This window comes from Rhodococcus sp. NPDC058639, from assembly GCF_042717545.1.
Taxonomy (GTDB): Bacteria; Actinomycetota; Actinomycetes; order Mycobacteriales; family Mycobacteriaceae; genus Rhodococcus.
Genome location: NZ_JBHXRF010000004.1, coordinates 450,289 through 469,943, shown reverse-complemented (window position 1 = coordinate 469,943; position 19,655 = coordinate 450,289). Strand labels below are relative to the sequence as shown.

17 protein-coding genes and 6 tRNA genes are annotated in these 19,655 nt (G+C 67.1%); 12 read left to right on the top strand and 11 right to left on the bottom strand.

Features of this window, described 5'->3' with window-relative positions:
• The first annotated feature begins 12 nt into the window (after nucleotides 1-12).
• Entirely contained in the window at nucleotides 13-2,304 is a 2,292-nt protein-coding gene (locus tag ACFWU2_RS10530; RefSeq protein WP_378605212.1) for a molybdopterin-dependent oxidoreductase, read from the top strand.
• A gap of 18 nt (nucleotides 2,305-2,322) precedes the next feature.
• On the opposite strand, the gene ACFWU2_RS10525 is transcribed toward ACFWU2_RS10530, so the two are convergent.
• Nucleotides 2,323-3,294: an L-lactate dehydrogenase gene (locus tag ACFWU2_RS10525; RefSeq protein WP_378604962.1), complete on the bottom strand. Its 972-nt coding sequence runs from the start codon at nucleotides 3,292-3,294 to the stop codon at nucleotides 2,323-2,325.
• 90 nt (nucleotides 3,295-3,384) lie between these two features.
• Here ACFWU2_RS10525 and ACFWU2_RS10520 point away from each other — a divergent pair, with 90 nt between their 5' ends.
• A complete protein-coding gene (locus ACFWU2_RS10520) occupies nucleotides 3,385-4,110 on the top strand; it encodes an HAD family hydrolase (protein ID WP_378604959.1) in 726 nt (241 codons plus the stop codon).
• Here ACFWU2_RS10520 and msrB read toward each other — a convergent pair.
• The 3 genes from msrB to ACFWU2_RS10505 form a co-directional block, all read right to left on the bottom strand.
• Nucleotides 4,073-4,501, bottom strand: coding sequence for a peptide-methionine (R)-S-oxide reductase MsrB (gene msrB / locus ACFWU2_RS10515; protein WP_169620703.1), 429 nt, complete (start codon nucleotides 4,499-4,501; stop codon nucleotides 4,073-4,075). The two genes, ACFWU2_RS10520 and msrB, sit on opposite strands and share 38 nt — an antisense overlap.
• 74 nt (nucleotides 4,502-4,575) lie before the next feature.
• Entirely contained in the window at nucleotides 4,576-5,826 is a 1,251-nt protein-coding gene (locus ACFWU2_RS10510; protein ID WP_378604956.1) for a glycosyltransferase family 87 protein, read from the bottom strand.
• Between the two features lie 73 nt (nucleotides 5,827-5,899).
• Nucleotides 5,900-7,459, bottom strand: coding sequence for an alpha/beta hydrolase (locus tag ACFWU2_RS10505; protein WP_378604953.1), 1,560 nt, complete (start codon nucleotides 7,457-7,459; stop codon nucleotides 5,900-5,902).
• 222 nt (nucleotides 7,460-7,681) lie between these two features.
• Between ACFWU2_RS10505 and zapE the strand changes: the two genes are divergently transcribed.
• The gene (gene zapE, locus ACFWU2_RS10500) at nucleotides 7,682-8,695 is read left to right on the top strand and encodes a cell division protein ZapE (protein WP_378604951.1); all 1,014 of its coding nucleotides are present in this window, start codon (nucleotides 7,682-7,684) and stop codon (nucleotides 8,693-8,695) included.
• A gap of 12 nt (nucleotides 8,696-8,707) precedes the next feature.
• Here the strand turns inward: zapE and ACFWU2_RS10495 are convergent, their stop codons facing one another.
• Nucleotides 8,708-9,340, bottom strand: a complete 633-nt coding sequence (locus ACFWU2_RS10495; RefSeq protein WP_378604949.1) for a GNAT family N-acetyltransferase — start codon at nucleotides 9,338-9,340, stop codon at nucleotides 8,708-8,710.
• A 460-nt stretch (nucleotides 9,341-9,800) separates the two neighbouring features.
• Here ACFWU2_RS10495 and ACFWU2_RS10490 point away from each other — a divergent pair, with 460 nt between their 5' ends.
• A complete protein-coding gene (locus tag ACFWU2_RS10490; RefSeq protein WP_378604946.1) occupies nucleotides 9,801-10,256 on the top strand; it encodes a 2-isopropylmalate synthase in 456 nt (151 codons plus the stop codon).
• 114 nt (nucleotides 10,257-10,370) lie between these two features.
• On the opposite strand, the gene ACFWU2_RS10485 is transcribed toward ACFWU2_RS10490, so the two are convergent.
• From ACFWU2_RS10485 to ACFWU2_RS10465, 5 genes are all read right to left on the bottom strand, one after another.
• A tRNA-Val gene (locus ACFWU2_RS10485) sits at nucleotides 10,371-10,445 on the bottom strand.
• Nucleotides 10,446-10,464: 19 nt separating this feature from the next.
• Nucleotides 10,465-10,540: transfer RNA gene (locus tag ACFWU2_RS10480), tRNA-Gly, on the bottom strand.
• Between the two features lie 46 nt (nucleotides 10,541-10,586).
• Nucleotides 10,587-10,661: transfer RNA gene (locus tag ACFWU2_RS10475), tRNA-Val, on the bottom strand.
• 1 nt (nucleotide 10,662) lies between these two features.
• A tRNA-Cys gene (locus ACFWU2_RS10470) sits at nucleotides 10,663-10,733 on the bottom strand.
• A gap of 26 nt (nucleotides 10,734-10,759) precedes the next feature.
• Nucleotides 10,760-10,832 (bottom strand) — tRNA-Gly (locus ACFWU2_RS10465).
• A gap of 571 nt (nucleotides 10,833-11,403) precedes the next feature.
• Here ACFWU2_RS10465 and ACFWU2_RS10460 point away from each other — a divergent pair.
• Nucleotides 11,404-11,475: transfer RNA gene (locus ACFWU2_RS10460), tRNA-Val, on the top strand.
• A 41-nt stretch (nucleotides 11,476-11,516) separates the two neighbouring features.
• Here the strand turns inward: ACFWU2_RS10460 and ACFWU2_RS10455 are convergent.
• Nucleotides 11,517-11,975, bottom strand: coding sequence for a zinc-binding dehydrogenase (locus ACFWU2_RS10455; RefSeq protein ID WP_378604943.1), 459 nt, complete (start codon nucleotides 11,973-11,975; stop codon nucleotides 11,517-11,519).
• A 440-nt stretch (nucleotides 11,976-12,415) separates the two neighbouring features.
• Between ACFWU2_RS10455 and ACFWU2_RS10450 the strand changes: the two genes are divergently transcribed.
• The 7 genes from ACFWU2_RS10450 (at nucleotide 12,416) to ACFWU2_RS10420 (ending at nucleotide 19,561) form a co-directional block, all read left to right on the top strand.
• On the top strand, nucleotides 12,416-12,814 hold the full coding sequence (locus tag ACFWU2_RS10450) for a DUF742 domain-containing protein (RefSeq protein ID WP_378604940.1): 399 nt from the start codon (nucleotides 12,416-12,418) through the stop codon (nucleotides 12,812-12,814).
• Between the two features lie 146 nt (nucleotides 12,815-12,960).
• Nucleotides 12,961-15,027, top strand: coding sequence for a threonine--tRNA ligase (gene thrS, locus ACFWU2_RS10445; protein WP_378604937.1), 2,067 nt, complete (start codon nucleotides 12,961-12,963; stop codon nucleotides 15,025-15,027).
• 125 nt (nucleotides 15,028-15,152) lie between these two features.
• On the top strand, nucleotides 15,153-15,641 hold the full coding sequence (locus tag ACFWU2_RS10440) for an HIT family protein (RefSeq protein ID WP_378605209.1): 489 nt from the start codon (nucleotides 15,153-15,155) through the stop codon (nucleotides 15,639-15,641).
• Between the two features lie 121 nt (nucleotides 15,642-15,762).
• A complete protein-coding gene (gene pgsA, locus ACFWU2_RS10435; RefSeq protein ID WP_378604934.1) occupies nucleotides 15,763-16,431 on the top strand; it encodes a phosphatidylinositol phosphate synthase in 669 nt (222 codons plus the stop codon).
• Nucleotides 16,428-17,330: a phosphatidylinositol mannoside acyltransferase gene (locus tag ACFWU2_RS10430; RefSeq protein WP_378604931.1), complete on the top strand. Its 903-nt coding sequence runs from the start codon at nucleotides 16,428-16,430 to the stop codon at nucleotides 17,328-17,330. The genes pgsA and ACFWU2_RS10430 overlap by 4 nt, the downstream gene beginning before the upstream one ends.
• The gene (locus tag ACFWU2_RS10425; protein ID WP_378604928.1) at nucleotides 17,331-18,458 is read left to right on the top strand and encodes a glycosyltransferase family 4 protein; all 1,128 of its coding nucleotides are present in this window, start codon (nucleotides 17,331-17,333) and stop codon (nucleotides 18,456-18,458) included.
• Nucleotides 18,455-19,561, top strand: coding sequence for an NUDIX domain-containing protein (locus tag ACFWU2_RS10420; RefSeq protein WP_378604925.1), 1,107 nt, complete (start codon nucleotides 18,455-18,457; stop codon nucleotides 19,559-19,561). The genes ACFWU2_RS10425 and ACFWU2_RS10420 overlap by 4 nt, the downstream gene beginning before the upstream one ends.
• Nucleotides 19,562-19,655 lie beyond the last annotated feature (94 nt).

Genomic DNA, 19,655 nt, shown 5'->3' with positions numbered 1-19,655 from the left:
CGCTTCTCCCAGATGGCGCACTGGGGTATGTACTCCGCGGAGGTGCGTGACGGCGAAGTCGTCGCCGCGCACCCCTACGCGGGGGACGCCGACCCGTCGCCGATCCTGCAGAACATTCCGGGATCGGTGCGGCACCGCTCCCGGATCACGGGTCCCGCGATCCGGCGGGGATGGCTCGAACACGGGCCGGGCCCGAGCACAGACCGCGGCAGCGACGAATTCGTCGCCGTCTCGTGGGACGAACTCACCGAGTTGCTCGCCACGGAACTGAAGCGAGTAGCGGAGCGTCACGGCAACCGCGCGATCTTCGGTGGATCGTACGGATGGTCGTCGCCCGGACGTTTCCATCATGCACAGAGCCAGGTGCACCGTTTCCTGAAGATGTTCGGTGGATACACCCGCTCGGTGCACAGCTACTCGCTGGGCGCGACCGGCGTGATCATGCCGCGAGTGGTCGGGGCCCACTGGAAACTGTTCGCACGCTCCACCAACTGGGACGTCATCGCCCGCGAGACCGACCTGCTCGTGTGCTTCGGCGGTGTGCCGCTGAAGAACACCGGCGTCAACGACGGCGGCACCAGCGACCATCCGACGCGCGGTGCCCTCGACCGGATGCGCGCCCGCGGGGGCCGCATCGTGTCGATCACACCGCTGCGCGACGACGTCCACGGCGAGCACGAATGGCTGGCACCGCGCCCGGGCACCGATGTCGCGATCATGCTGGCGCTCGCCTACGTCCTCGCGCGCGAAGGTCTGGCCGATCGCGAGTTCCTGGACCGCTACTGCACCGGATACGACCGGTTCGAGGCGTACCTGCTCGGCCGCACCGACGGTGTTCCCAAGACACCGGAATGGGCTGCGGAACTGTCGGGTCTGCCGGCAGCCACGCTCATCGATCTCGCTCGCCGGATGGCGACCGGCCGGACGCTGATCTCGGTGACCTGGTCGCTGCAGCGGGTACGACACGGCGAGCAGGCACCGTGGGCCGGTATCACCCTGGCGGCCATGCTGGGTCAGATCGGCGTTCCCGGTGGGGGATTCGGCCACGGGTACGGATCCATGAACGAACCCGGCCGCGCGCCCGTGCCCTACCCGCTGCCCACGCTGTTCCAGGGCAACAACGACGTCGACGACTTCATCCCCGTCGCCGCGATCTCCGATCTTCTGCTGCATCCGGGGGAGCAGTTCGATTACGACGGCCGACGGCTGACGTTTCCGGACACCCGGCTCGTCTACTGGGCGGGCGGCAACCCGTTCCATCACCATCAGCATCTCGCCCGTCTGCGCCGCGCATTGACGCGGCCGGACACGATCGTCGTCCACGACCCGTACTGGACGCAGATGGCCAAGCACGCGGACATCGTCGTGCCGTCCACCACCGCGCTCGAACGCGACGATCTGTCGTGCACGCGCAACGATCCGCTGCTCGTCGCAATGCAGGCGGCCGCACCCCGTTTCGCCGACGCCCGCGACGACTACGACACCTTCTCCGCTCTCGCGCACCGACTCGGATTCGGGGAGCGGTTCACCGAGGGGCGCACGTCGGCGCAATGGCTCGAGCACCTGTACGGGCAGTGGCGCGGCTACGTCCTCGCCGACGAGCGCCGGCTCGAGGACCCCCCATCGTTCGCGGAATTCTGGCGTCGCGGCCACGTCCGCATGCGCACCGAGGACGACCTCACCCTGTTCGAGGAATTCCGCGCCGACCCGGAGCACAATCCGCTCCGCACGCCCAGCGGGCGCATCGAGATCTTCTCGGCGGACATCGACGGCTTCGGATACGACGACTGCGCGGGCCACCCGACGTGGTACGAACCGGAGGAGTGGCTCGGCGGTGAGCGGGCACAGACGTTCCCGCTGCATTTGATCGCGAACCAGCCCAAAAGCAGGTTGCACAGCCAACTCGACCACGGCGCGACCAGCCAGAAGAGCAAGGTCCGCGGCCGCGAACCGATCCGTATCCATCCGCAGGACGCGGCCGAGCGCGCAATCACCCCCGGCGACGTGGTGCGGGTGTACAACGACCGGGGTGCGTGCCTGGCCGGTGCGCTGCTCGACGAAGGACTGCGCCGCGGGGTCGTCCAACTCGCGACGGGAGCGTGGTACGACCCGCTCGACCCGGCCGATCCGGAGTCCATGTGCGTCCACGGCAACCCGAACGTTCTCACTCCCGATACAGGCACGTCGTCGCTGGCTCAGGGGTGCACGGGACAACACGTGCTCGTCGAGATCGAACGGTTCGAGGGGGAGTTGCCGCCCATCCGCGCGTACGACCCGCCGACGATCAGGCCCCGCCGACCGTGACGTGAGGAACCGGGCGGTCTACAACCCGAGCGATTTCTGCACGTTGTGCAGTGTTGCGGCCGATTCGGCCAGTCCGGCCACCTCGTCCTCGGAGAGCGGGACCTCCAGAACTCTGCCTGCGCCGCCCGCGTCGACGATGGTCGGCAGCGACAGGCACACGTCGCGCATGCCGTGGATCCCGGTCTGCCACGAGGTCACGGGCAGTACGCGCCGCTGGTCGCGCAGGACGGCCTCGACGATCCGCGCCGTCGACAGCCCGATCGCCAGGTTCGTCGCGCCTTTCCCCTGGATGATCTCGTAGGCGCTGCGCACCACTTCGTGGAAGATGTCTGCGCGGGTCTGGGCATCGAACACGACGCGACCGTCGACCGTGTACGAGTCGATGGGAATGCCGCCGACGGACGCTCCCGACCACAGCGCGAGTTCGGAGTCGCCGTGCTCGCCGACGATGAATGCATGGGTGTTCTCGATCGCGACACCGGCCCGCTCGGCGATGAGATAGCGGAGACGACCCGAGTCGAGAACCGTGCCGGATCCGAAGATCCTGCCGTCGTCGACGCCGGTCACCGCGATGGCCGCCGCCGTGACGATGTCGACGGGGTTACTGACGAACAGAATCACCGCGTCGGGAGACTCCGCCAGCAACCGGGGCGTGACCGATTGGGTGATCGCGACATTGGCCGCGGCGAGATCGAGCCGGGACTGACCGGGCTGCTGTTTCGCGCCCGCGGTCACGACGACGAGGTCGGAATTGGCGGTCACCGAGATATCGTCGCTGCCCTCGATACGGCAGGCCGGAGTGAACTGGGTGCCGTGGTTGAGGTCGAGAACCTCGGCGCGCACGCGAGCCGCGTTGGTGTCGAACAACGCGATCGTGTTCGCGGTGCCGCGGAGCAGGCACGCGTACGCCACCGCGGCTCCGACGCTGCCGACGCCGACGATGGACACCTTGGCCGTTCCGATCCGGGGCCCGCTGCGCGCTGTCGCCATGGTCCGATCATGGCCCCATAGCCACGACGGCGCCACCCGGCGGGATCTGGTCGCACAGCGAGGCGGTCGGCGAGTCGATAGCCTCGGACCATGAGCGCGCGACCGTTCGATGCTGTTCTGTTCGACTTCTCCGGCACGCTGTTCCGGCTCGAAGAGGACGAGAGCTGGATGGCCGGCTTCACCGATGCACGAGGTGAGGCCCTCGACGTGAGCCGGCAGGCCGAGCTGATGCGGCGGCTGACCGCTCCCACCGGACAGCCGGTGGAGATGGACGCGGAGGAGCATCACGCCTGGATCAATCGCGACCGCGATCCGCGCTGGCATCGGGAGGCGTATCTGACCGTGCTCTGCAGGTCCGGCGTCGAGGACCCCCAGCAGGCTCAGCAGCTGTACGGGAAGGTGGTCGACCCGGCGAGCTGGACGGTGTACCCCGATACCGTGCCCGTGATCGAAGCACTCGCGGGCGATGGCATCGCGGTGGGGGTCCTCAGCAACATCGCCTTCGACATCCGGCCTGCCTTCGCCGCACTCGGCATCGACGACTTGGTCTCCGTGTTCGCTCTCTCTTTCGAGATCGGTGCTGTCAAACCGGAACCCGAGATCTTTCGCTACGCCGTCGATGCACTCGGAGTCGAACCCGAACGCACCCTGATGATCGGCGACAGTGCGGTAGCGGACGGCGCCGCCAGGGAGATCGGGTGTGCGTTCCGGCTCGTCGAGCCGCTCCCGACGACGGAGCGGCCCGACGGGCTGTGGCGCGCGTTGACGGACGCGGGCGTTACGTTGTCGGAACCAGGCGCAAGGAAATCGAATTGATGCAGTAGCGCTGGTCGGTGGGGGTGGGGTAACCCTCGCCCTCGAAGACATGGCCGAGGTGACTGTGGCACGAGGCGCACAGCACTTCCACGCGGCGCATCCCCAGCGAATCGTCGGTCCGCAGGATCACGGCGTCGGAGTCGGCGGGATCGAAGAACGACGGCCAGCCGCAGTGCGACGGGAACTTCTCGCTGCTGCGGAACAGTTCGGCGCCACACGCACGGCATTCGTAGACACCCTCGGACTCGGTGTCGGTGTATTCACCGGTGAAGGGCCGTTCCGTGCCGGCCTGACGCAGCACCGCGTACTCGGCGGGAGTGAGTTTGTCGCGCCACTCGTCCTCGCTCAGCACAACTTTGGGAGCGGGTTCGGATCGGGGAGTGGAAGTCATGTCCCCACGCTAGTCGCGCTCCGAGACCGCCGCCACGACGCACCCCGGGGCCACGTCCCGACTACCCGGGTACTTCAGGCCCGAGTAGCGGCCTCGTCGGTGTGCTCCGCGGCAGGGAGCAGGTGTGACGGCTCGATACCGTCGTCGAGCCGCCCTTCCCGGCGCGCCGCGAGGTAGCGGTCGAGGAGCACCGCGAAGATCACGATGATGAGCAGAGACCACCCGAGGGTCGTCTTCATGTATTCCGCGGCCCGGCCCGCCTCGACCCAGCGCCCCGACAGCCAGGAGTCGTAGCTCATGAAGCCGTACACCGCCAGCCAGGCCGGCCAGTTCCGCATCACGGAGTTGGGCAGCAGCACCGTCATGAGCAGCGGGAACAGCATCATCGAGTAGTACATCTGGCCGAGCGACCCCAGCAGGAACGACGCACTCAGGAGCACACCGGCGGCGGTGCACACGAAGAAGACCTCGTCGTTGCGGCAGTAGCGGTAGAGCAGCCAGAGCGACACCGCGACGAGCACGGCGAGCACACCGCGCAGGCCCAGGACCAGCCAGCCGGGCAGACCGTAGTACATCCCGTTGCCGACGATCGCGCTGTTGAAATAGTCGCGGGACTCGAGCAGGTACGGCACCGTCAGTTCGACGAAGTTCCACGCGTCGACCGACAACGGCCACGCGATGATGTTGAGCAGAATCGGCACGCCGGCGGCGGGAATGAACACTTTCCATTGCCCTCGCACCAGCGGAAGGAACAGCAGCGGCGCGAGGATCGGTTTGACCGCGAAGGTGAGCCCCAGCATCACGCCCGCCCAGAGGTCTCGGCGTTTGAGCAGGAGTACCAGGAACGCGACTTCTCCCAGCAGCACCATCCCGTTGATGTTGGTGAAGACCAGCGTGTTGGTCACCGTCTCGGACGCGAACGCACCCAGCACGAGGATGGGAGCGACGGGCGAGTCGAGCCGCAAGCCGAACATGCGCAGCAGCAGGTACAGCGCGATCAGGATGGCGATGGCGTTCGCGAGGATGAAAAGCCACCGGGACCGTTCGGGGTCGATCACGGCGATCGGCGAGATCAGCAGCGTCCCGGACGGGGGATAGAGGTAGTGCGGGTCGACCCATTGGAAGTTCGCGGTATAGACCGGAAGCCGGTTGAGGAACGCGAGCGCCGCGTTGTAGACCGGGGTGAAATCATCGGTTCGGAAACCGTTGACTGCTTTGATCACCACCCGGTGCAGAACGGTCAGGACCGCCAGTGGCCACACCACGGCCTTGACCACGTCTGCCGTGGTTCGTGCCGTCCGGGGTTCGAGACTGCTGAGGAACACTACGGCACGGTACCCCGTCCGAGATCGGGACCGCGCACGTCCCCCGGCACGCAGGGGATCGCCGCGTCGCGTGTCACGCCGGGCAGAGACTCCCGTTCGGCGGCAACTCTCCCGTACTCAGATACCGCTCGATGCGGCCCTGGATGCACGTCGAATGCAGCGAGGCGGAATAACCGGCACCCTGCCAGGACACGGTCGACCATGCGATCGCGCCGGAGGTGAGCGCGCCGGTCACCGATTCGACTCCCGCGCTGCCGACGATCGGATCCGCAGCGCCACCGGTGACGAGCACAGGGGTGTCCAGGGCTGCGGGCAGGGGTGGAGCGGGCAGGGTGGGCCATGCCGCGCACGCGGTGGTGGCCGCGGCCGTGTCTGCGCCGAACAGGGGGTACAGCGTCGCCCAGTTGCGCTGGAGATCGGCGGCGCGCGTCGGCGTCGGCCACCGCTGGCCGTCGCTGCACCGCGAGACGAACTGACCGTCCGAGGCGAGCATCTGTTCGGCGGTGCCTACGAGATCGAGCAGCGGCACCACATCGCCGTCCCGCGCGGCAGCCAGCGTGTCGGAGAGTTCGCGGATCCGGCTCGGAAGATCTCCGCGCGGTGTGCCGAGAAACGCGGTGACGACCGTGAGCAGGGCGTTGGAGGAGACAGGTGCCAGAGCGCCGCTCGAGGCCTGTGCGTGGAGGTCTTCGAGAGCCTGCCGGGGGTCGTCACCGAGCGAGCAGTCGAGCGCCGCGCACTGCCGCGAGAACGCGTCCACCGCGGACTCGGCGCCGCGGGCGCGCGACTCCGCGATCTGTTCCGCGTCGCCCGATGCGGCGACGGGGGAGTCCAGTACGAGCCGGCCCACGGCACCCGGGTACGCCGCGGCGTATGCGAGGCCCACAGCCGCGCCGTTTCCGATGCCGAGGAGGCCCAGGCGCTCGATGTTCCATGCCTGCCGCAGCCGGTCGATGTCGCCGGCCGCGTGGGACGCGCTGAACATCAACTCCTGGGGCTGAAGGTAGTCGGTGCAGGAGATGGTGGCCTGGCGGCCGAGTTCGGCCACTCGCTCCGGCGCGGACCCGCTGCGACCGAACTGTCCCAGATCGGCGATGGCGCGACGGTCGGCGCCGAACACACAGTCGATGGCCAGCGACATCCCGATGCCGCGACGGTCCACCGCGACCACCGGACGCGTGGTCAGCACACCGGAGAGGGGGCCGGTTGCGAGTGCGGCGAGGGCACGCGTCGACGGCATGTCGCTGCCGGTCGTGAGGACCAGTGGTGCGACGTCGTCGGGGGTGTCCGGCAGTTGCGCCCGGAGCACGGCGAGCGGGAAGGTGCCGGGAACAGCTCCGGAGGGGTCGATCGGCGTGGGGACTTCGGCGCATTCGAGCAGCAGGCCTGTCGGCCCCGGCGGCAGGGAGTAGGACGCGACGGTGTCGGAAGTGCAGTCGCGCCACGTGAGATCTGTTTGGGGAACGGGGAGTTCGGGCGCCGCGTCCTCGTCTTCCTGGACGGTCGGTTCGCTGCCACCGACTCCTTCGCGCACCACGGCGACGTCGGGCCGGACCGATGGTCCCGCTCCGCACGCGGCGGCCACTGCGGCCACTGCGATCCATCCCACCGCGAGCACACCGGTTCTGCGCATGGGGACAGCCTGCCAGGTGTCACCGATCGGGGAGTGCACAGGTGCCGACGTGAGGGACGACCCCGAGACCCGGCATGGTCCCGGTGGGAGTGAACGGGAGCCGCGTCGCGGTGCAGTGCATTGTCCTCGCGGCTCGTAACCACATGGTGAACGTTCTGTGAAGTAGGTCGCATTCCGCTTTGCCGGTGCTGCCCACTCACTCTGCGGCCTTACGCTGGATGAATGCACGAACGCCTCGTCGACCGCAACCCGGTGGTGCCCGCAGATCAGTTGGTAGCCCAGCTGGTGCCGCCCGCAATGTTCGACGAGGTGAGTTTCGCGTCGTACATCCCCGATCCCGCCGAGCCGAGCCAGGCCGCAGCGGTCAAGGCCGCCGAGGAGTTCGTCGGCAAGGTCGAGAAGGTCCGGGGCGGCAAGCGAGGCCTGTTCGGCCGTAAGGCGCCGGCCCAGGGAGCGGGGCTGTACCTCGACGGCGGTTTCGGCGTGGGCAAGACCCACCTGCTCGCCTCGATCTTCCACAGCGCACCCCCCCCGAAAGCCTTCGGCACCTTCGTCGAGCTCACGCACGTCGTCGGAGCACTCGGGTTCAACAAGGCCGTGGAGGAACTGTCGAGTCACAGCGTCCTGTGCATCGACGAGTTCGAACTCGACGATCCGGGCGACACGATGCTCATCTCCCGGCTGCTCACGGAATTGTCGGCACGCGGAGTGTCGATCGTGGCCACGTCGAACACACTGCCGGGCCAGCTCGGCGAGGGTCGCTTCGCAGCCCAGGACTTCCTGCGTGAGATCAAGAAGCTCGCCTCGATCTTCGAGACGATCCGCGTGGACGGACCCGACTACCGGCACCGCGACCTCCCGCCGGCCCCCGATCCCATCGGGTCGGAGGAGCTCATCCAGCGTGCGGACCAGGTTTCCGGTGCGACGCTCGACGACTTCGACGAATTGTGCGATCACCTGAGCACCTTGCACCCCTCCCGGTACGGCAAGCTCGTCGAAGGGGTGCCTGCGGTCTTCATCAACGGAGTGCATCCCGCGCGCGATCAGTCGGTCGCCTTGCGCCTCGTGGTCTTCGCGGATCGCCTCTACGACGCCAGCATTCCGGTGACGGTCGCCGGCGCACGGCTCGACGAAATCTTCACGCCCGAGATGCTGTCGGGTGGGTACCGCAAGAAGTACCTGCGTGCCACGTCGCGCCTGCTCGCCCTCTCCCGTTTCGAGGTTGCCGCAGGCTGACTGACGGGGCGGTCACAACACGCGCTGCATGAGGAAATCGTCGTGTGTCTGTGAACCGACGACGAAGGTTCGCGTGCCGACGACCTCGAAGCCGTGCTTCTGGTAGAAGCGACGGGCGCGCGTGTTCTCCTGGTTCACACCCAGCCACAGCCCGGCACGCCGGCGCTCGACGGCGCGCTCGACGATCGCCTCCATCAGCGCGGCGGATACTCCGGCGCCGTGATGTCCCGGAAGTACGTACAGCTTGCTGATCTCGATCGCGGGTCGTGCGGTGACCACGTCGGGTACGGCGTACGCTTCCGAGTTCTCACTCGTCGACGGCTCCGAGTTCTCACTCGCCGGGTCCACCGAGTTCTCACTCGCCGGGTCCACCGAGTTCTCACTCGCCGGGTCCACGGCCATCAGGTAGCCGACGATCTCGTCGCCGACGCAGGCTTTCAGCACGATGCGGCGGGGGTCGGTCAGGTACTCGCTGAAGTTCTCTGCGCTGAGGGTTGCCTCGACGAACGCCGCGATGTCCTGCGAGCCGGCCCCGGGAGGGCACGCGAGCGGGAACGTGGTGGCGGCGACTCCGGCGATGGTCTCGGCATCCCAGATGCCTGCCGGACCGACGGAGACGGCCTCTTCGAGTGACGACGTGGACATGGATCCAGTGAAGCACCGAGTGGTCGGGGGCGGGAAGTTCCGGGCCGGAAATGGCTGAACCCCAGCCTTGGATGGGGGGTCATGGCTGGGGTCCAATACCATCGGGGGGGATGGCATGTTCCACGCTACCCGAGTGTTTTCCGGGAGTTCCACCTGCAGCGGTCACGTTTCCGTCACATCGTGCACAACTCACTGTTGCGTAACGTTCACAAACCCTTTAAGGTCGGCACTTATGAAGCGCGTACTCGTAGTTCACCGCCGTAGCGGGGTCTGATTCGGACCGACCCCTCGCTGCGGGTCGTTGAGCTATGCGTCGGTCCTTCCTTCTCGCGGAAGACCTCCCGAAATGAACGCCTTCACTTCTTTCCTCTCCTCCGATTTCGATGCTGCCGCTGCGCGTCCGTCGGATTCGCGTCGAACCGCTCTCCGTGCCGCACCGGCATGCATGCCCGGTAGTGCCATGCCCCTCGATCCTTTCGCTGCGCGGTACGGCCGCCCGCTTCCGCTCCCGCTGCGCGCAGAAGCCGCCGGAATGTCGTGGCAGGAGTTCCTCGCGATGTACGCCTCCGAGCGCGGTCCCCTTCGGCTGGGTGACTGGTCGGCCACCACGTTGTCCGCGGGCCGATCGGCATTCGAAGCGACGATCGCGGTGGGCGATACGATCCACTCCGCGTCCGCGCTTGCGTGTGGTCCCGTCGCGGGGATGACGGCGATGCTCTACGACCTCGGCTTCGGCATCGAGATCCACTCGTTCCACCGTCACGATCTCGGAGACCTGCACGTGACGTTCCTGCTCTGCGGGTCCGGCGCACGCCGGACATGGGTGATGGGGACGGGGGAGAGCGGCGTCGAGTCGACTCTTCGCGCGATGATCGCCGGAATCAACCGAACCCACACGTCGGCGGCGGTCCGGTAATCCGCGGGCCCTCGATTCAGGTGCGACGCCGGTCGCGTCCCTGATCGAGGGCCGCGTCCACCGGAGGGATACGACGAAGGCCCCCTTCGTAATGAAGGGGGCCTTCGTCGTTCCTGGTGCGCGATACTGGGATTGAACCAGTGACCTCTTCCGTGTCAGGGAAGCGCTCTCCCGCTGAGCTAATCGCGCGGGATATTGGGGGTTTAAATGGAGCGGATGACGGGATTCGAACCCGCGACCCTCACCTTGGCAAGGTGATGCGCTACCAGCTGCGCTACATCCGCATGCACGTTGACTCTACATCGATTCGACCCACGTGCTGGTCGAACCTGGTGCGCGATACTGGGATTGAACCAGTGACCTCTTCCGTGTCAGGGAAGCGCTCTCCCGCTGAGCTAATCGCGCGAGGTGGAGACGGGAATCGAACCCGTGTGCACGGCTTTGCAGGCCGTTGCCTCACCACTCGGCCACTCCACCATTAAAAGGTCGAGTCCAACCTCTCGAGCGGATGACGGGATTCGAACCCGCGACCCTCACCTTGGCAAGGTGATGCGCTACCAGCTGCGCTACATCCGCATTCGCACCGTTCGGCGTTTTGCTCTCCGTGGTGCGGTTCAGAACATTAGCCGACCATCGTCGAAACACACAAATCTGCTGGTCGTGGCAGAAAATGCGGTGCAAGGGGCTGCAGGGTGCCATGTGGCGTCTGTGTCGACACGGTCGACAAGTCGCAGTTGTCGACGAGCGCGGTAGGGGCGCGTCTCTATGTCGGGGTGCCGGCTCCCGAACACGCGCTCCGTAAGACGCCCGGACGGTGACTGTCGCTAGAGGGGGCAAGGGGAGTGGCGCGGCCAGTCGGTGTCGTTCCGTTCCGGTCTGCGTCATCCGGCGAGTAGTGCGGACTCCTGTGCACGCCTTTCTGTACAGGCATCCTGCGTCCTCTGCGATTGTGCAGTCCGGGCCCTTGGCGACCCCTGCGCGCCCACTCACTGCATCGGACGCGAACACCCCTCTCCTTACAGTGCGGTGTGTTCCCGCGTCCGGAGTAGCGTCCCGAGTGTGGCCGAACGGCGGTGACCTGCGGATTCGTGTTCGGGGCGAGAGAGTGTTAATGTTCCTTTCCGTTCGAGCCGCAGCGATGCGGCCCGGTCCCGTGGCTCAGTGGAAGAGCGTCCCGTTCACACCGGGAAGGTCGCTGGTTCGATCCCAGCCGGGACCACACATTGTCGTATGTTCACCCCGTGACAGCGACGACCCTCATCACGTCTCCCTCACCGCGGCCTTGTAGGCCGGTATCTCCGCGTGCAGCGCGGGACGAGAACGCCGCCCGCAGGATCTTCTGATTTCCCATCGCCGCCGGTGCGGTTGAGTTCCTTCGTGTCCTCGGCTTGCCAGGTCAGGGACCGTGTTGACCGACTTCCCTCGAATGCTGCTCTTGCCGAGAGACGCGAGGGCTTCAGGGGTCTGGTCGATCGCGAAGGTGGCGCCGACGACAGGGCGGATGGAGCCTGCGTCGACGAGATCGGCAATGAGACGCAGTTGCTCCCCGGATGTGTGCATGAACAAAAACTCGTAGGTCACGCCGAGCTTCCTGGCAAGGGGACGGGTGTGCGACTGCGAGCGGCGATGACCAGGCGCACGATGGGGTTCGGACCGGCCTCTTTCGCGAACGCCGGATCGGGGACTCCGTAAGTCCTGGGTGCGGTAGTCGATGACCACGTCCGCGCCGAGTTCGCGAACGAAGTCCGCATTCCGACCCGATACCGTGGGCCGTCGAATAGTGATCAAGGGCACCTACCGGAGGGCACTCTCTTTTCTGTTGTGCCATGTAACAGTTGGGCATTGTGCGACCGATGGTGCTGGAGGGTGCCTGGGTCGGCAGCGTCCGACTTTCGTGGCCACCGGCGTCCGCGCGAGCAATTGATGGCAGGATTGACCTCGTCCCAGGAGGGGGTGCGCCGTAGATGAGTGTTGCGGACAGCGAATGGCCGGTTGTCGGGGCAACCGGCGCCAGGTTTGGTTCGGCCAGATCCCGGCAGCGCCGAAACAGCGCAGGCGCAGAGCTTGCGGAGCGCGGCCGGCCGTCGGGCGAAGTGGATCATGGCAGTGTTTCCGGGCAAACCGGGGTGGTGGGCGGTATCCCTGAAAGGCGGGCAGCGATGTCCGGCACCGACAGGGGATCCGAGATCGATGTGGGAAACGAGGACATGGACCAGCCAGAGACGTCGTCGTTCGTGCGGCCGTTCGTACGAATCGGGGGACGCACCCGTGCGGAGGTCGAGCTACCGCTCGAAGCACTCGTGTCCGCGGTGCCCTCCGCGCAGGGAAGCGAACGGGGGCTCGCGCTCGAGGAGCACCGGACCGTGCTGGCCCTGTGCGTGCAGCCACGCTCGATCATGGAGGTGGCGGCGCTGGCGGGCATCCCCCTGGGAGTTGCCAGAGTCCTGGTGGGCGACCTCGCCGCGACAGGAGAGCTCACGGTGCATCGCACGGTCGATCAGGTCGGCCCGGGTGTCGATCTGCTCGAACGCGTACTCGTCGGCCTGCACAGGATCTGACGTTCGTCGCGTGGGTCGTCCGCGGCCGGTGACGCCCTGTGTTCGTCGGCGGAGTGAATGTCGATAGCATGTAGGGGTTGCCATCGCGCACGTCTACGCGCAGGCGACGCCCTTTTATCAGGCATCGAGCCGAGGAGTTCACCACAGTGACCACGCCCGCATCCGCGAAATCAGCCACGCTCGTCCGGGTGCCGGCTGGAACCAGTGCGGGCGCGGCCGTACGTGAGGCGGGACTGCCGCTCAAAGGACCGGACACGATCGTCGTTGTCCGGGACGCCGAAGGTGCGCTCCGAGACCTCGCGTGGATGCCGGATCAGGACGTCGAGGTCGAGGCCGTCGGTGCCGACACCGAGGACGGCCGCAGCGTCATCCGCCACTCCGCCGCTCACGTGCTCGCACAGGCGGTGCAGCAGGAGTTCCCCGAGGCGAAGCTCGGCATCGGCCCGCCGATCAAGGACGGCTTCTACTACGACTTCAAGGTCGACCGGCCCTTCACGCCCGAAGACCTCGCCAAGCTCGAAAAGCGCATGAAGAAGATCGTCAAGGACGCGCAGCGCTTCTCGCGCCGGGTCGTCGCGGACATCGCCGACGCGCGTACCGAACTCGCGGACGAGCCGTTCAAGCTCGAGCTCATCGACGACAAGTCCGGTATCGACGATCCCGAGATCATGGAGGTCGGCGGCAACGAGCTGACCATCTACGACAACCTCAACCCGCGTACCGGTGAACTCGTCTGGAAGGACCTCTGCCGCGGTCCGCACCTGCCGACCACCAAATACATTCCGGCATTCAAGCTCACGCGCAGCTCCGCCGCGTACTGGCGCGGTGACCAGGACAACGCCGATCTGCAGCGCATCTACGGCACCGCGTGGGAGTCCACGGAAGCCCTCGACCGGCACCTCGAACTGCTCGCCGAGGCGGAACGGCGCGACCACCGCAAGCTCGGCGCCGAACTCGACCTGTTCTCGTTCCCGGACGAACTCGGCTCGGGTCTGCCCGTGTTCCACCCCAAGGGCGGAATCATCCGGCAGGAGTTGGAGAACTACTCCCGCGAGCGGCACGTCGCCGCCGGGTACGACTTCGTCAACACGCCGCACATCACCAAGGGCCATCTCTTCGAGGTCTCGGGTCACCTCGACTGGTACCGCGACGGCATGTTCCCGGCGATGCACATCGACGAGGAACTCAACGACGACGGCACGATTCGCAAGCCCGGCCAGGATTACTACCTCAAGCCGATGAACTGCCCGATGCACAACCTGATCTTCCGTTCCCGCGGCCGGTCGTACCGTGAGCTTCCCCTGCGGATGTTCGAGTTCGGCTCCGTGTACCGCTACGAGAAGTCGGGCGTCGTCCACGGCCTGACCCGCGTGCGAGGCATGACGCAGGACGATGCGCACATCTTCTGCACGCCGGAGCAGATGCGCGACGAACTCACCACGGTGCTCAACTTCATCCTGGATCTGCTCCAGGACTACGGACTCGACGACTACTACCTCGAGCTGTCGACGAAGAACCCGAAGAAGTTCGTCGGTAGCGACGAACTGTGGGAGACCGCCACCGACACCCTGCGCGAGGTCGCCGAAGCCTCGGGTCTGCACCTCGTCCCCGATCCGGGCGGCGCCGCGTTCTACGGTCCGAAGATCTCGGTGCAGGTCACCGATGCGCTCGGACGCAACTGGCAGATGTCCACCATCCAGCTCGACTTCAACCTGCCGGAACGGTTCGAGCTCGAGTACACCGGATCCGACGGCGCCAAGCACCGTCCCGTGATGATCCACCGCGCGCTGTTCGGATCGATCGAGCGGTTCTTCGGTGTGCTCACCGAGCACTATGCGGGCGCGTTCCCGGCATGGCTCTCGCCGGTACAGGTCGTCGGTATCCCCGTCGCCGCCGACTTCGAGGACCACCTCTTCGACGTCGTCGCCGCCCTGAAGGCCGAGGGCATCCGCGCCGAGGTCGACATCTCGGACGACCGGATGCAGAAGAAGATCCGCACGCACACCACCCAGAAGGTGCCGTTCATGCTGCTCGCCGGCGAGCGCGACGTCGCGGCCGGCGCGGTGAGCTTCCGGTTCCGCGACGGCACGCAGATCAACGGGGTGCCCGTCGACGAGGCCGTGCGGATCGTCGTCGACTGGGTGCGCCGCCGCGAGAACGCATCGCCCACCGCCGAGCTCGTACAGCCGGCCGGGGCGGGCGGACAGCCGTGACCGGCGGCCCCGTCGACGAGCCGGGTGCGTACACCGACCCTGCCGCTGCACCGGCAGGTGACCCCCGCCGAACCTCGGAAACGGCCGACGCGCTCGTCGACCGGGGCGTAGGCGACCGCGACCACCTGCAGCGACTGTGGTCTCCGCACCGCATGTCGTACATCACCGAGTCGCCCGGTGCGCGCAGCGAACCGTACGAGCCGTTCACCGACATTCCCAAGATGCCGGACGAAGAGGGCCTCGTCGTCGCCCGCGGCGAATACGTGTATGCGGTGCTCAACCTCTATCCGTACAACCCCGGCCACCTCATGGTCGTGCCGTACCGGCGGGTTGCGAATCTCGAGGACCTCACCGCCGAGGAGAGCGCCGAACTGATGGCGTTCGCCCAGCGCGCCCTCCAGGTGATCAAGAAGGTGTCGCGGCCGCACGGCTTCAACGTCGGTCTCAACCTCGGTGCGGCCGCGGGAGGCTCACTGTCCGAGCACCTGCACCTGCATGTGGTGCCCCGCTGGGGCGGAGATGCCAACTTCATCACGGTCCTCGGAGGTTCCAAGGTGATGGTGCAATTGCTGCGCGACACCCGGGCACTTCTGGCGTCGGCCTGGGACGAGTGAGAAACTCACTTCAAGTGCAGGTTCCTGCACCTGTCGGCGGTAGCGTCGACCGTGGGCTTCCCGGCCGTGGCAGGATCGTGTCCCGGACACAACGGTCGAATCGGAAAACGGGGGTCGAACAATGCTGAGCTTCTTCGGGCGCGCGTCGGTGTCGAAGGCCACCGCGCCGCTCGGCAAGGCGTTGATCCGAACCGGACTGACGCCGGACGCCGTCACCGTCATCGGCACCGTCGCGACGATCGCAGCCGCCGTGACGCTTTTCCCCATCGGCGAGTTGTTCTGGGGTGCACTGGCGATCTGGATATTCGTCATGTTCGACATGCTCGACGGGGCGATGGCACGAGCGCGCGGCGGCGGCACCCGGTTCGGCGCGGTCCTCGACGCGACCTGTGATCGGGTCGCCGACGGTGCGATCTTCGCGGGTCTGGCGTGGTGGGCGGTCTACCACGAGGACAGTCGCCCGCTCTTCGTCGCAACCCTGATCTGCCTCGTGTGCTCGCAGGTCATCTCCTACGCCAAAGCCAGGGCCGAGGCCAGCGGGCTCTCGGCGGACGGCGGCCTGATCGAGCGTCCCGACCGCCTCGTCATCGTCCTCGTCGGCGCCGGCTTCACCGGCCTCGGTCTGGATTGGGCAATCCACATCGCCATGTGGCTGCTCGCCGCCGGCTCGGTGATCACGGTGTTCCAGCGGGTTCTCGCCGTCCGGAACTCGCCCAGCGCGCGGGAGTTGCTTCCGATCGCCACCGGTACCCCCGCAGACACGACCGACGAGAACGAGGGCGACCGGTGAGGCTCGCCGATCGCGCCGCGGACCTCGGGTACGCGGCGGGATGGCGCGTGGTGCGTGCGCTTCCCGAAGGGCTCGCCCGTCGTTTGTTCGACACCGGTGCGGACTACGCTGCGCGCCGGGGCGGGGGACCGCAGCAGTTGCGTCGCAACTTGGCCCGGGTGCTGGGCACGGCTCCGGACCAGGTTCCCGACGAACTCGTCCGGGCGTCGTTGCGGTCCTATGCCCGCTACTGGCGTGAAGCGTTCCGGTTGCCGTCCATGGATCTGGACGAGACGGCCGTGTCGATCGACGACGCCATCGAAGGGCGCGAACATCTCGACGCGGCACTCGCGGCGGGACGAGGTGCGATCCTGGCTCTGCCGCACAGCGGTAACTGGGATCTCGCCGGGGTGTGGTGTGTGCGGCACACGGGAGGCTTGGCGACCGTCGCCGAACGGTTGCGTCCGGAAGCGCTGTACAAGCGATTCGTCGATTACCGCGAAGGGCTGGGATTCGAAATTTTTCCTCTCACCGGTGGGGAGACCCCGCCGTTCGTCGAACTCGCCGAAAGGTTGGGGGAGAACAAGGTGGTCTGCCTGCTCGGCGAGCGTGACCTCGCCCGAAAGGGCGTCCCGGTCACCTTCTTCGGCGAGCCCACGCGTATGCCCGCCGGACCTGCGAAGCTTGCCCTCGAGACGGGGGCGGCGCTGCTCCCGGTCCATTGCTGGTTCACCGACGACGGGTGGGGATTTCGCGTGCATCCCGAAATCGACGTGACCGGAGGTGTCGAGACGGCGACGCAGGCTCTCGCCGACCGGTTCGCCGCCGACATCGCAGCTCACCCGGCAGACTGGCACATGCTGCAGCCGCTGTGGCTCGACGACTTGTCCGAGGCTCGCCGCGCCCGAATGGAGGCGTAAGTGAAGATCGGAATGGTCTGCCCGTATTCGTTCGACGTGCCCGGCGGAGTCCAGGCGCACGTCGCGGACCTTGCCGAGGTGCTCATCGCGCGCGGCCACCACGTGAGCGTTCTCGCGCCGGCCTCGGAGGACACCGTGCTGCCGGACTTCGTGACCTCCGCCGGCCGCGCAGTGGGAATCCCGTACAACGGGTCGGTGGCACGGCTCAGCTTCGGGCCCGTGTCCTACGCGCGGGTGCGGCGGTGGATCAACGACAACGACTTCGACGTCCTGCACATCCACGAGCCCAACGCACCGAGCCTGTCGATGCTGGCGCTCAAGATCGCGGAAGGTCCCATCGTCGCCACGTTCCACACCTCCACCACCAAGTCGCTGGTGCTGAGCACGTTCCAAGGCGTCCTGCAGCCGTACCTGGAAAAGATCACCGGCCGCATCGCCGTGTCCGAACTCGCTCGCCGGTGGCAGGTCAACTCGCTCGGTGCGGACGCCGTGGAGATTCCCAACGGTGTCGACGTCCCGTTCTTCCAGCACACCCCGCCGATGCCGGGTTACCCCCGGGCGGGTCGCACGGTGCTGTTTCTCGGCAGGTACGACGAGCCCCGTAAGGGCATGGAAGTCCTGCTCGGAGCGTTGCCCACGATCGTCGCGCGCTATCCCGACATCGAAATCCTGGTCGTCGGTCGCGGTGACGAGGACAAACTCCGCAAGGACGCGGGACCACACGCCGGCCACCTGCGACTGCTCGGGCAGGTCGACGACGATATGAAGGCCGCCGCGATGCGAGGGGCCGACGTGTACTGCGCTCCGAACCTCGGTGGTGAGAGTTTCGGCATCGTCCTCGTGGAGGCGCTCGCTGCGGGCACCGCCGTGGTGGCGTCCGAACTCGACGCGTTCCGTCGTGTTCTGCGCGACGGCCGTGCCGGTGTCCTCGTCCCCGTGGGCGACTCGCACGCACTCGCTCAGGGGATCCTCGAAGTGCTCGACGACGACACGCGCCGTGACGCGCTCGTGGAGGCGGGCACGGAGATCGTCGGGTGCTACGACTGGCCGGTCGTCGCCGAGCAGATCCTCCGGGTGTACGAGACGGTCACCGTCGGCGCCGGGCGCGTTCGCGAGGTGCGCTCATGACACTCAGTGCACTGACAATCCTCGTCCTCGCGCTCGTCGCGGCACTCGTTGTGGCCGTGGGGTTCTGGGCGTACTCCGTCGCGAACCGGCTCGACCGGCTCCATGTGCGCTCGGATCTGTCGTGGCTCGCGCTCGACGCAGCACTCGCACGACGCGCCGTGGTCGCGAGAAGCATCGCCGCGTCCATCTCGGCGTCGGAGGGCCGGAACCTGGCACATCTCGCCGACGTCGCCGAACGCGCCGACCGAAGCCACCGCGAAGCCGCGGAGAACGCGTTGTCCGCTGCGCTCGCCAAGGTCGACACCGATCGGCTGCGTTCTCCGCTCGTCGCCGAACTCGCCGACGCCGAAGCGCGCGTGCTCATCGCTCGTCGTTTCCACAACGACGCAGTGCGCGACACGCTGGCGCTGCGGACCCGGCGTACCGTGCAGTGGCTGCATCTCGGCGGTACCGCCCCCCTCCCGACCTACTTCGAAATCGCCGAGCGGGCGGGGACGTCCGTCCCGGTGTCCGCTCAGCCTGTGGCAGTGCGTCCCACACCGAGTTCACCCACACCGAGTTCACCCACACCGAGTTCCCCCGCGCCGGATTCGCCCGCGCCGGTACCCGACCGCGCGCGTACGTCGGCGCGAGTGGTGTTGCTCGACGACGAAGGACGGGTGCTGCTCCTGCGCGGGCACGACCCCACGACCCCCGAGGCGCATTTCTGGTTCACGGTGGGTGGCGCCGTCGAACCGGGGGAGAGCCTGCTGGATGCGGCGATCCGGGAGATCGCCGAGGAAACGGGACTCCACGTCGACCCGGATCAGGTGTTCGGGCCCATGTGGCGGCGCGTGGCGGTCTTCCCGTTCAACGGCGAAGTACTGCATTCCGAGGAACTCTTCTTCGCAGTGCAGGTACCCGCCTTCGAACCCGGAGCGGACGGATTCACCGAACTCGAACGCCGGATGAGCCTCGAGCACCGCTGGTTCGATCCGGCCGGGGTCCGTGACCTGGTGGGGGCGGGAGAGTCCGTCTATCCGCAGGATCTGCCGCAGTTGCTCGACGAGGCACGCGCGGTCGCGGCCCGGCATCGCGAACCCGAGGTCCGCGCAATTCGCTGACGCGGCAAGCAGACACGGCAAGGCCAGCCCCCCGCGACTGGCTATGGGCGGTGGCGGTGCACGTCCATAGACTCGCCGTATCGCGCAGGCTGAT

Coding starts and splice junctions, on each gene's coding strand:
- ACFWU2_RS10450 (WP_378604940.1), top strand. CDS start 12,416: ATGTCCGGCACCGACAGGGGATCCGAGATCGATGTGGGAAACGAGGAC.
- msrB (WP_169620703.1), bottom strand. CDS start 4,501: ATGACTTCCACTCCCCGATCCGAACCCGCTCCCAAAGTTGTGCTGAGC.
- pgsA (WP_378604934.1), top strand. CDS start 15,763: ATGCTGAGCTTCTTCGGGCGCGCGTCGGTGTCGAAGGCCACCGCGCCG.
- ACFWU2_RS10530 (WP_378605212.1), top strand. CDS start 13: ATGGCGCACTGGGGTATGTACTCCGCGGAGGTGCGTGACGGCGAAGTC.
- ACFWU2_RS10505 (WP_378604953.1), bottom strand. CDS start 7,459: ATGCGCAGAACCGGTGTGCTCGCGGTGGGATGGATCGCAGTGGCCGCA.
- zapE (WP_378604951.1), top strand. CDS start 7,682: ATGCACGAACGCCTCGTCGACCGCAACCCGGTGGTGCCCGCAGATCAG.
- ACFWU2_RS10490 (WP_378604946.1), top strand. CDS start 9,801: ATGCCCCTCGATCCTTTCGCTGCGCGGTACGGCCGCCCGCTTCCGCTC.
- ACFWU2_RS10420 (WP_378604925.1), top strand. CDS start 18,455: ATGACACTCAGTGCACTGACAATCCTCGTCCTCGCGCTCGTCGCGGCA.
- ACFWU2_RS10520 (WP_378604959.1), top strand. CDS start 3,385: ATGAGCGCGCGACCGTTCGATGCTGTTCTGTTCGACTTCTCCGGCACG.
- ACFWU2_RS10525 (WP_378604962.1), bottom strand. CDS start 3,294: ATGGCGACAGCGCGCAGCGGGCCCCGGATCGGAACGGCCAAGGTGTCC.
- ACFWU2_RS10495 (WP_378604949.1), bottom strand. CDS start 9,340: ATGTCCACGTCGTCACTCGAAGAGGCCGTCTCCGTCGGTCCGGCAGGC.